11 protein-coding genes are annotated in these 10,529 nt (G+C 70.6%); 9 read left to right on the top strand and 2 right to left on the bottom strand.

Features of this window, described 5'->3' with window-relative positions; translation table 11 throughout:
- From QH270_RS24705 to QH270_RS24675, 7 genes are all read left to right on the top strand, one after another.
- A partial coding sequence (locus QH270_RS24705) for a nitrite/sulfite reductase (protein ID WP_280346475.1) occupies positions 1-841 on the top strand: 841 nt, incomplete at its 5' end.
- Between the two features lie 20 nt (positions 842-861).
- Positions 862-1,581: a phosphoadenylyl-sulfate reductase gene (locus tag QH270_RS24700; protein ID WP_280346474.1), complete on the top strand. Its 720-nt coding sequence runs from the start codon at positions 862-864 to the stop codon at positions 1,579-1,581.
- Positions 1,578-2,537, top strand: coding sequence for a sulfate adenylyltransferase subunit CysD (gene cysD, locus QH270_RS24695; protein ID WP_280346473.1), 960 nt, complete (start codon positions 1,578-1,580; stop codon positions 2,535-2,537). The genes QH270_RS24700 and cysD overlap by 4 nt, the downstream gene beginning before the upstream one ends.
- A 1-nt stretch (position 2,538) precedes the next feature.
- On the top strand, positions 2,539-3,834 hold the full coding sequence (locus tag QH270_RS24690) for a sulfate adenylyltransferase subunit 1 (protein WP_280346472.1): 1,296 nt from the start codon (positions 2,539-2,541) through the stop codon (positions 3,832-3,834).
- Positions 3,835-3,947: 113 nt separating this feature from the next.
- Entirely contained in the window at positions 3,948-4,859 is a 912-nt protein-coding gene (locus QH270_RS24685) for a CbiX/SirB N-terminal domain-containing protein (protein WP_432420424.1), read from the top strand.
- A gap of 42 nt (positions 4,860-4,901) precedes the next feature.
- Positions 4,902-5,075, top strand: coding sequence for a hypothetical protein (locus tag QH270_RS24680; RefSeq protein ID WP_280346470.1), 174 nt, complete (start codon positions 4,902-4,904; stop codon positions 5,073-5,075).
- Positions 5,076-5,550: 475 nt separating this feature from the next.
- A complete protein-coding gene (locus tag QH270_RS24675) occupies positions 5,551-6,504 on the top strand; it encodes a hypothetical protein (RefSeq protein ID WP_280346469.1) in 954 nt (317 codons plus the stop codon).
- Between the two features lie 89 nt (positions 6,505-6,593).
- Here the strand turns inward: QH270_RS24675 and QH270_RS24670 are convergent, their stop codons facing one another.
- Complete coding sequence (locus QH270_RS24670; RefSeq protein WP_280346468.1) at positions 6,594-7,208, bottom strand: TetR/AcrR family transcriptional regulator; 615 nt, start codon at positions 7,206-7,208, stop codon at positions 6,594-6,596.
- A gap of 101 nt (positions 7,209-7,309) precedes the next feature.
- Between QH270_RS24670 and QH270_RS24665 the strand changes: the two genes are divergently transcribed.
- Entirely contained in the window at positions 7,310-8,722 is a 1,413-nt protein-coding gene (locus tag QH270_RS24665) for an MFS transporter (protein ID WP_280346467.1), read from the top strand.
- Positions 8,723-8,732: 10 nt separating this feature from the next.
- Positions 8,733-9,434 carry an SGNH/GDSL hydrolase family protein gene (locus QH270_RS24660; protein WP_280346466.1) on the top strand — a complete coding sequence of 234 codons (702 nt, stop codon included), beginning with the start codon at positions 8,733-8,735 and terminating at the stop codon, positions 9,432-9,434.
- 13 nt (positions 9,435-9,447) lie between these two features.
- Here the strand turns inward: QH270_RS24660 and QH270_RS24655 are convergent, their stop codons facing one another.
- On the bottom strand, positions 9,448-10,386 hold the full coding sequence (locus tag QH270_RS24655) for a helix-turn-helix transcriptional regulator (protein WP_280346465.1): 939 nt from the start codon (positions 10,384-10,386) through the stop codon (positions 9,448-9,450).
- Positions 10,387-10,529: the final 143 nt, after the last annotated feature.

Here is a 10,529-nt window from a genome sequence, read left to right as displayed (position 1 = left end):
GTTCCGCGACTACGGCTACCGCCGCCTGCGCACCAAGGCCCGCCTGAAGTTCCTCATCAAGGACTGGGGCATCGAGAAGTTCCGCCAGGTGCTCGAGGACGAGTACCTGAAGCGCAAGCTCATCGACGGTCCCGCGCCCGAGCAGCCGGCCAAGCCGATCGACCACGTGGGCGTGCAGAAGCTGCGCAACGGCCTCAACGCCGTCGGCTTCTCCCCCATCGCCGGTCGCGTGTCGGGCACCATCCTGAGCAAGGTCGCCGACGCGGCGGAGAAGTACGGCTCGGACCGCATCCGGTTCACCCCGTACCAGAAGCTGATCGTCCTCGACATCGCCGACGACCAGGTCGACGCGCTGATCGACGAGCTGGAACCGCTCGGCCTGCAGGCGCGTCCGTCGATCTGGCGGCGAAACCTGCTCGCCTGCAGCGGTATCGAGTTCTGCAAGCTGTCGTTCGTCGAGACCCGCAAGCGCTCGCAGGTGCTCGCGCCCGAGCTCGAGCAGCGCCTGGCCGACATCAACGCACAGCTCGACGTGCCGATCACGATCAACATCAACGGCTGCCCCAACTCCTGCGGCCGGTCCCAGATCGCCGATATCGGCTTCAAGGGCCAGCTCGTCGACGACGGCAACGGGAATCAGGTCGAGGGTTTCCAGGTTCACCTGGGTGGCAGCCTCGGCCTGGACAGCGGGTTCGGGCGAAAGCTGCGTCAGCACAAGGTGACCAGTGTCGAGCTCGGCGACTACATCGAGCGTGTCGTGCGCAACTTCGTCAAGAACCGCGAAGACGGTGAACGGTTCGCGGTGTGGGCGGTTCGCGCCGACGAGGCCGACCTGCGCTAGTGGATGAGGAGATCTCAACTGTGACAACGAATCTCGCCGCCAAGCTGTCCGAGGACGAACTGCGCGCCCTGGCCGAGCAGGGCGCGGCCGAACTGGGCCCCGACGCCTCGGCCGCCGACCTGATCGCCTGGACCGATCGCACCTTCGGCAACAACTACATCGTCGCGTCGAACATGCAGGACGGTGTGCTCGTGCACCTGGCCGCGCAGACCCGGCCCGGCGTCGACGTGCTGTTCCTCGATACCGGCTACCACTTCGCCGAGACCATCGGCACCCGCGACGCGGTCGAGGCCGTGTACGGGGTGAACGTGGTGAACGTGCGGCCCGAGCACAGTGTCGCGGAGCAGGACGCACTGCTGGGCAAGGACCTGTTCGCGCGCGATGCCGGCGAGTGCTGCCGGTTGCGCAAGGTCGTCCCGCTGAAGAAGTCGCTGTCGGGCTACAACGCGTGGATCACCGGCATCCGCCGAGTGGAGGCGCCCACTCGCGCCAACGCGCCGCTGATCTCCTTCGACGAAGCTTTCGGCCTGGTGAAGATCAATCCGATCGCACCGTGGTCCGACGACGAGATGCAGGCCTACATCGAGGCCAACGGGATTCTCGTCAACCCCCTGGTGGAAGAGGGCTACCCGTCCATCGGCTGCGCACCGTGCACGCGCAAGCCCGAGCCGGGGTCCGATCCGCGTAGTGGCCGCTGGGCCGGCCTCGCCAAGACCGAGTGCGGATTGCACCAATCATGACCGTCACCACCACTGGGAGTGTGCCTGTGAATACCGACACCACCGAACGCGATCTCGGCCTCACCGAGTTCGACACCCTCGCGGCGCTGGAGTCCGAGGCGATCCACATCTTCCGTGAGGTCGCCGGCGAGTTCGAGCGGCCGGTGATCCTGTTCTCCGGCGGCAAGGACTCCACCGTGCTGCTGCACCTGGCGCTCAAGGCCTTCTGGCCCGCGCCGCTGCCGTTCGCGCTGCTGCACGTCGACACCGGGCACAACCTGGACGAGGTGCTCGAGTTCCGCGACAAGGTGGTGGACAAGTACGGGCTGCGCCTGCACGTGGCCTCCGTCGAGGAGTACCTGGCCGACGGCCGCCTCACCGAGCGCCCCGACGGCATCCGCAACCCGCTGCAGACCGTGCCGCTGCTCGACGCCATCACCGAGCACCGCTTCGACGCGGTCTTCGGCGGCGGCCGCCGCGACGAGGAGCGTTCGCGCGCCAAGGAGCGGATCTTCTCGCTGCGCAACGCCTTCGGCCAGTGGGATCCGAAGCGGCAGCGGCCCGAGCTGTGGAATCTCTACAACGGCAAGCACGCGCCGGGTGAGCACGTGCGCGTGTTCCCGCTGAGCAACTGGACCGAGCTCGACATCTGGCGCTACATCGCCCGCGAGGACATCGATCTGGCCTCGATCTACTACGCCCACGAGCGCCCGGTGTACCAGCGCGACGGCATGTGGATGACCCCCGGTGTGTGGGGCGGCCCGAACGAGAACGAAGTGCTCGAGACCCGGTCGGTGCGGTACCGCACCGTCGGCGACGGTTCCACCACCGGCGCCATCATCTCCGACGCCGCCGACAACGAGGCCATCCTGGCCGAGGTCGCCGCGTCCCGACTGACCGAACGCGGTGCCACCCGCGGCGACGACCGGGTGTCGGAAGCCGCCATGGAAGACCGCAAGCGAGAGGGTTATTTCTGACATGTCCGACCTATTGAGGCTGGCCACCGCCGGTTCTGTCGACGACGGTAAGTCCACTCTGGTCGGACGGCTGCTCTACGACACGAAGTCCGTGCTGGCCGATCAGATCGACGCCGTCACCCGCGCTTCGGTGGACAAGGGTCTGTCGACCCCCGACCTGTCGCTGCTCGTCGACGGCCTGCGCGCCGAGCGTGAGCAGGGCATCACCATCGATGTGGCCTACCGCTACTTCGCCACGCCCAAGCGATCTTTCGTCCTCGCCGACACCCCCGGTCACGTGCAGTACACCCGCAACACGGTGTCCGGCGCGTCGACCGCGCAGCTGGTGATCCTGCTGGTCGACGCGCGCAAGGGCGTCATCGAGCAGACCCGCCGCCATGCCGCGGTGCTGGCGCTGCTCGGCGTGCCGAAGCTGGTGCTGGCCGTGAACAAGATCGACCTGGTGGACAACCCGGCCGAGGTGTTCGCCGCGATCTCGGCGGAGTTCAACGCGCTCACCGGCAAGCTGGGCTGGGCCGACGAGGACGTCCTCGAGATCCCGGTGTCGGCGCTGCACGGTGACAACATCGCCAGCCGCTCGGAGAACACTCCGTACTACGACGGCCCCTCGCTGATCGAGCACCTGGAATCGGTGCCGGTGGACGCGGATTCGACCGGCACGCATGCCCTCGGCCTGCGCTTCCCGGTGCAGTACGTGATCCGTCCGCGCACCGCCGAGTACCCCGACTACCGCGGCTACGCGGGTCAGATCGCGGCCGGTTCGGTCTCCCCCGGTGACGAGATCGTGGTGCTGCCCTCGGGCAAGCGCACCACCGTGGAGCGCATCGACACCCCCGACGGCGAACTCGCCGTCGCGCAGGTGGGCCGCAGCGTGACGCTGATCCTGGCCGACGAGGTCGACATCTCGCGCGGCGACATCATCGCCTCGGTGGCCGACGCCCCGGAGGCGATCGACACCTTCGACGCGACCGTGTGCTGGCTCGGCGACAAGTCGCTGCGCCCCGGCGCGCGGCTGCTGCTCAAGCACGGCGCCAAGACCACGCAGGCGATCGTCGGCGCGCTCGTGGAGCGCTTCGACGAGCAGACCCTGACGGCCGAGCCCAGTCCGGAAACCCTGGAGCTCAACGACATCGGTCGTGTCTCGCTGCGCCTGGCCGAGCCGATCCCGGCCGACGACTACCGTACGAACCGGCACACCGGCTCGTTCCTGCTGATCGACCCCGCCGGTGGCAACACCCTCGCGGCCGGCCTGGTGGGCGACGTGCTGACCTCGGTCGAGGTCGGCAGCGCGGTCTGATGTCCCGGGTGCTCACTCCGCCGCGCGGCGCCGCCTCGGTGCCGCGCGGCGGGGGCGGGCCCGCGTTGATCGCGGTCGCCCACGGCAGCCGCGACCCACGATCGGCGGCCACCATGGCGGCTGCCGTCGCCGACATCGCCGCCGCCCGACCGGACCTCACCGTCCGCCTGGCCTTCCTCGACCTGAGCGCGCCCTCCGTCGACCAAGTGGTCGACGATCTCGCCGCCCGGGGTCACACCGACGCCATCGTCGTTCCGCTCCTGCTGGGCAGCGCTTTCCATGCCCGCGTCGACCTGCCCGCCCTCTTGGCCCAGGCGCGCCGGCGCCATCCCCGGTTTCGGCTCACCCAAGCCGACGTTCTCGGCGCCGACCCACGTCTGATCGCGGCACTCCACGACCGCGTCATCGAGGCTGTCGCCGGTGCGCCGGGCGGTGGCGTGCGAGCAGAGGCAGGTACTGCAGTGGATGCCATCAGCCCTGCGGACGTCACCGACGCGGCGAGCCGCCCCACTCCTGCGGGCGCGAGTGGTCCAGCGGACGCGGCCACTGCGTCGGGTGCAGACACTTCAACAGGCGAAGGCACTTCAGCGTACGCAGGTGCTTCATCAGGGGTAGCGGTGTCGGGAACCGCGCCCGCCGGCTTCGCTGTCGGTGTTCCCGTGCGTGGCACCGGGACGATGGGGATCGTGGTCGCCGCGGTGGGTTCGCGCAGCGCCGCCGCGAACCTGCGCACCGCCACGGTGGCCCGCCGACTGGCGGAGATGACCGGAACACGGACCGAGATCTGTTTCGCGACCGTGGAACCCGGTATCGCGGCCGCCGTTGAGCGCCTGCGGACGCGGGGCGCGCGGCGCATCGTGGTGGCCCCGTGGTTCCTCGCACCCGGCATGCTCACCGACCGGCTGCACGCCGCGGCCCCTGACCTCCGCCACGCCGGTGTCATCGGGGCGCACGCCGCGCTGACCGACATCGTCTGGGCCCGCTACGACAGCGCGTTCGCGGCGGACCTCGAACTCTCCGCCTGAGTTCGGCGGCCGCACCGCAGTGGGCCCGACCGTGCCCCGCCTTTGTCCTCCCGGCGACACCGAGAGCCCGCCCGGCCTACGCTCACCGAACGGCTGCACGCCGCGGCTCCTGCTCTCCTCGACGCCGACGTCATCGGAGCGCACACCGCGCTGACCGACGTCATCCCGGCCCGCTACGACAGCGCCCGCACGGCGGACCTCGAACTCTCCGCCTGAGTTCCGGCGGGCACCACGGTGAGCCGACCATGCCCGAACTCTCGGAATCAACCATCTGACGCCTGCCACGCCCGATCTCGACCGGCTCGTGGCCTTCTACACCAACCCCTCGGTGGGGTCTCGCCTTTCATCGCGTCGCGCCCGATCCCCGGATCGCGGTCCTCGATATCGGCGGCGCCGACCATCTGATGCTCGCCGAGAGCGCGACCACGCCCCCGATCGAGTCCGACCCCTCGGCCGCGCCGGTTGGGCTTGCGGGTGCGAACCCGCGCCCAGCTCCGCGACTTTCGCGAGAGAATCCTGCGCGCGGGATGCCCGGTCAGCCAGGACTCGCGGCGATCACGCCGTGTTCGCGGACGGCTCTGCCCGAATCACCAACTCGGCAGTGACCCGGTTCACAGTCCGTTACCTTTGCCAGATACCCCCAGGGGGTATAACTTGGTGGCAGCAGCACAGCGAATCGAGAGGCGAACCGATGACCACCAACGCGCATGCCGGACACCACACCACCGACACCGTGACCCAGCCCGCGCACACCGGCGGGCACGGGACCGTCGCCGACGACCACGCGGCCCACCACCGGCACGCCACCCAGACCGTGGCACCCACGGGCCACGGAGCCGAAAACGCCGATCCCCATGCCGCTCACGCCGGTCACGGCGACGCTCACGCCGGACACGGCGCCGGCGCACCGGGCGGCCTGCTGATCACGCAGGACGGGTACACCCTGGATCTCGACACCACGATCGCCGAGCCCGGAGGAATCGACTTCCGGTTCCGGATCCTCGGACCCGACGGAAAGGCGGTCACCGAGTTCGATCCGATCCACGATCGCGAATTGCACCTGATCGTCGCGCGACGGGAGCTCACCGGCTTCTGGCACGTACATCCGGTGCGCGAAGCCGACGGCACCTGGGCGATCCGGCTCGAGCTGCCCGAGGCGGGGGCCTACCGGGTGTTCACCGACATCGCGCCGCGCGCACTGGGTCGGACCATCACCCTCGGCGCCGACCTCGCGATCGCGGGACGGTATGCGCCGGAGCCGGTTCCGGCCGTCGGACGGGTCGCGGTGGTAGACGGCTACGAGGTGACCGTCGGCGGCGAGCTGCGCGCGGAAGGCGACCTGCTGACGCTCACGGTCCGCAAAGACGGTGTGCCGGTGACGGATCTACAGCCCTATCTGGCCGCCTTCGGCCACCTCGTGATCCTGCGCGCCGGCGATCTCGCCTACGTGCACGTGCACCCCAACGGCGAACCCGGCGACGGCATCACCCCCGCCGGTCCCGAAATCACCTTCCACACTGCGGTTCCCGGCCCCGGGACCTATCGCCTGTTCCTGGACTTCCAGCACGGCGACGTGGTCCGCACCGCCGCCTTCACCCTGACCGCGGACGTCACCACGGAACCGCCGGCCGCACACCATCACTGAACGCGACCCCAACCCACGGCGCCGTCATCCGAACAGGATGGCGGCGCCGTCCCACGTTCGGCGCACCTGCGGCACAGAGACTTTCGATGCTACGTCTCGGCACACGAAAGCAAGCGGTCGGCGATCTTCCTGGCCGCGTCGACGCGTGCCGTGTCGCCGATCTGGCGAGCGATGTTGGCGGCGCTGACGATCGCGTCGAGTTCGAAGACCAGCACCTCGGCGTCGACCCCGGGGAGGGCGCCGAGATCTCGCGCCTTGCGGATCTCCCGCCCCAGCAGGGCGAGCCACTCGTCGTGATCGGCGACCACGGCGTCGCGCACCGGCCCCTGCTTGCTGCTGAATTCGGTGAGGGTCGCGACCCGGAAGCAGCCGCCGGGGAAGGGCGGGTTCTCGATGTGCGCGAACCAGCGATCGACGAGGGTCCGCACCCGCACGATGCCGCGCGGCTCACGCAGACTGGGCGCGATCACCCGCTCGATGAAGACCTCGCGGGCATTCTGCACGGCGGCCAGCTGGAGCGCCTCCTTGGTGCCGAACAGGGTGGCGATGCCGCTCTTGCTCAGCCCGAGGTCGGTGGCGAGCATGCCGATACTGAGGCCGTCGAGTCCTTCGACGGAGGCCAGCTCGGCGGCGCGACGCGCGATGGTCGCCCTGGCCCTCGCCCCTTTGGCGAGTCGCTGATCAACGGGCTCGGTCCGGGTCATGGACGTCATTCTTCCACTCCCTCTTGCCTGGGTGGACGATCGGTCGTACTTTAATCTACGCACGATCGTACGTTCTTATTTCTCCTGTCGAAGGACTTCCCATGACCGACGTTTCCGCGCGGCCCGACGATCCGGCGATCACCCCGCCGGGCGCCTCGGGCCGCACCCTGGCCGTGGCGGTCGGTGCCGCGTTCATCGCCTTCCTCGATCTCTCGGTGGTCAACATCGCGTTCCCGACCATCGCCGAGACCTACCCCGGCACCGCGACCAGCACGCTGACCTGGATCGTCAGCGGCTACGCCATCGCCTTCGCGGCGCTGCTCACCCCGGCGGGCCGGCTCGCCGATGTGCTCGGCCGGCGCAGGCTGTTCGTCCTGGCGCTGGCCGGCTTCGCCATCACCTCCCTGCTGTGCGGACTCGCGCCAGGGGCGGACTGGCTCATCGCCGGCCGAGTCCTGCAGGGCGTCACCGCCGCGTTCATGGTGCCCGCCGCGCTCGGTCTGGTCCTGGCCGTCACGCCGCGGGCGAAGATCGGCGCCGCCATCGGCGCGTGGTCGGCCGCGGGCGGATTCGCCGCGGTGGTCGGACCGGCGATCGGCGGCGCGCTCGTCGAGAGCCTCGGCTGGCGGGCGGTCTTCCTCGTCAATGTGCCCGTCGCGCTGCTGCTGATCGTGCCCGGGCTGCGGCTCCCCGCGACCGAGAGCCCGCGCCGGGACACCGCGCTGCCGGATCCGGTCGGCATCCTCGCCGTCGCGCTCGGTCTCGGCGCCGTGGTCGCGGCGGTCACCGAGGGCCAGAACTGGGGTTGGACCGCCCCCGGCACGCTCACCGCGCTGCTCGGCGGCGCCGCGCTGGTGGTGTTCGCGCTGACCCGCTCGCGCCGGCACCCGGATCCGGCCGTGGCCGTATCGCTCTGGCGGGACCGGAGATTCGCGCTCGCCAACGCGGGCTCGTTCCTGTTCGGCGCGACGATGTTCGCCTGGCTGCTCGCCGGGCCGATGTTCCTGGACGCGCTCTGGGGCTATTCGGTCCTGGAATCGGCGGCGGCGCTGACCGTCGGGGCGGTGGCCTCGATGATCACCGCCGTGCTCACCGGCCGGGTCGCGACCCCGCGCGGACAGCGCGCGGCCGGCGTCCTCGGCGCGCTGATGTACACCGCCGCGCTGGCCTGGATGAGCACCGACGCGTTCGGCCCCGATCCTGCGCTGTGGTCGGCGTGGGTACCGGCCGGGTTGCTCGGGGGCGGCGGCATCGGCGTGGTCGTCACCGTGCTCGGCACGGCGGCCGCGAGTTCCGTTCCACCACAGCAGTTCGCGGCGGGAACCGGCATGAACCTGACCGCCCGGCAGGTGGGCGGCGCGCTCGGGGTCGCCATGCTCGCCGCCGTGTTCACCGCGGTGCCCGACACCGTGCGCGCCTTCCACATCCTGTTCGCCCTCTGCGCCGCACTCGGCGTCGTTGTCGCCGTGCTGCTCGCCGCCCCGGCCCGTATCCCCGCCACCCTCGACGACTAGGAGTTTCGCGATGTCCTCCACCACTTCGCCGCCCGACCAGTTCACCGAAGCCGACGATCCGCTGCTGCTCGCACCGGACGCGGCAGCCGCCCTGCTGCGCGATGCCGCGTGGCAGCGCTTCGCGGTGCTCGGCGATTCGATCGCCGCGGGCACGGGCGACCCGAGCCCCGGCTACGCCGCCACCGGCTGGGCCGACCGGGTCGCGGCGACCCTGTCGGCGGTGAATCCCGCACTGGCCTATCTCAATACCGGGCGCGTCGGTGCCACCAGCGGCCAGGTCCGCGCGCGGCAGTTGCCCCAGGTCCTGGAATTCGCACCGGATCTCGTGCACGTCAGCTGCGGCGGCAACGACCTGTTCGAGGCGGGAGGTGATCCCGGCGCGCTCCGGGAGAACCTGTCCGCGATCTTCGCCGCGCTGACCGAAGCGGGCGCCGTGGTGTCCACATTCACGGTGGCCGATGTCTGGGGCATCGAACGGATGATGCCGATGCGCGCGATGCGGCCGCGCATGGCGATGATGAACGAGGTGATCCGCGCGGTCGCCGGCGAACACGACGCCGTCCTGACCGAGTTCTGGGAGCATCCGGTGCGCACGCGCCCCACCCTGATGAGCGCGGACCTCATCCACTTCACGACCAGTGGACACGCGGTGGTGGCGACCGAGGTCACGCGGGCACTGGCCGAGCGCGCGCACCGCGACACCGTCGCCTAGCCGCGACCCGTCTTCAACTGTTGCCGCGGACCAGTTCCGCACCCAGGGCCACGAGTTCCGCCCGAACCTCCGGGGGGCCGACGACTTCCACGTCGGCTCCCCAGCCCGCGAGTTGCCTGGCGACCATCTTGGCGGTGTCCGCCGTGATCTCGGCGCGGATCCGGCCGTCGTCCGCGGAGCCGAGCAGGGTGCAGTTGCGGCCCTGCTGGTCGGCCAGGATCGGGGCCAGCGCGGCGGAGACGAGCACCGTCGCGGCCACAGCGGCGCGCCGCTGCTCCATCCGGGTCACGATCCGCGCCCATTCGGCCTGCAGATCGAAATCCGCGGGCCGGTCGAATATTTCGTCGAGCACGGTGACCTCGCCGATCCGATCGAGGCGGAAGGTACGGCGGCCGCGGTCGGTACCCGCGATCAGGTACCAGACCGTTTCCTTCTCCACCAGGCCCCACGGACTCAGCTCGCGAACGGTGCGCTCACCCGCTCGCGTGTACTCGACGCGCACCCGGCGACGGTCCACCACCGCCTGTTGCAGCAGGGGTAGGGCCGAGGGCGGCCGGGGATCCGGGCGGCCCCAACGGGCGGGGTCGACGACGATCGCGTCGGCCGCCGCGGCCGCGTCCTCTCGGAAGGTCTGTGGCAGCGCCCGCACCAGCTTGCGCAGCGCGGACTTCAGTTCCGGCGCGGCCTGCGCGGCCGGTCCGGCCAGCAGGAACAGCGCGCGCGTCTCCCCCGCCGTCAGCCCGGACAGGTCGGTGCGGGCGCCGCCGATCAGCGACCACCCGCCACCGCGCCCGGCCTGGGGATAGACGGGGATGCCCGCCGCCGACAAGGCCTCCAGGTCGCGCCGGGCCGTCGCCACCGACACTTCCAGCTCGGCGGCGACCTCCGCGGCCGGCACCCGGCCGCGCGCCGGCATCAACAGCAGGGTGGGCACCCATCTGTCCGCACGCATACTCGGTGATTATGGCGGACAAAATTGGGGCCGGATTTGGCCGTTTTTTGGGGGGATTACCGGGTTTTGGGGGGGGCAGGTTTGTGGGCCCCCCGGGGGTGTTGGAGGGGGCGGGGGGGGGGGGGGGGGGGGGGGGGGGGGGG

This window comes from Nocardia neocaledoniensis (assembly GCF_029868625.1).
Lineage (GTDB): Bacteria > Actinomycetota > Actinomycetes > Mycobacteriales > Mycobacteriaceae > Nocardia > Nocardia neocaledoniensis_A.
The sequence above is the reverse complement of the archived record's forward strand: the minus strand, read 5'-3'. Positions and strand labels throughout refer to the sequence as shown.

What these genes read in the sequence shown, in the direction of transcription:
- cysD (WP_280346473.1), top strand. Translation starts at nt 1,578, where the DNA reads ATGACCGTCACCACCACTGGGAGTGTGCCTGTGAATACCGACACCACC.
- QH270_RS24690 (WP_280346472.1), top strand. Translation starts at nt 2,539, where the DNA reads ATGTCCGACCTATTGAGGCTGGCCACCGCCGGTTCTGTCGACGACGGT.
- QH270_RS24685 (WP_432420424.1), top strand. Translation starts at nt 3,948, where the DNA reads ATGGCGGCTGCCGTCGCCGACATCGCCGCCGCCCGACCGGACCTCACC.
- QH270_RS24675 (WP_280346469.1), top strand. Translation starts at nt 5,551, where the DNA reads ATGACCACCAACGCGCATGCCGGACACCACACCACCGACACCGTGACC.
- QH270_RS24670 (WP_280346468.1), bottom strand. Translation starts at nt 7,208, where the DNA reads ATGACCCGGACCGAGCCCGTTGATCAGCGACTCGCCAAAGGGGCGAGG.
- QH270_RS24665 (WP_280346467.1), top strand. Translation starts at nt 7,310, where the DNA reads ATGACCGACGTTTCCGCGCGGCCCGACGATCCGGCGATCACCCCGCCG.
- QH270_RS24660 (WP_280346466.1), top strand. Translation starts at nt 8,733, where the DNA reads ATGTCCTCCACCACTTCGCCGCCCGACCAGTTCACCGAAGCCGACGAT.
- QH270_RS24655 (WP_280346465.1), bottom strand. Translation starts at nt 10,386, where the DNA reads ATGCGTGCGGACAGATGGGTGCCCACCCTGCTGTTGATGCCGGCGCGC.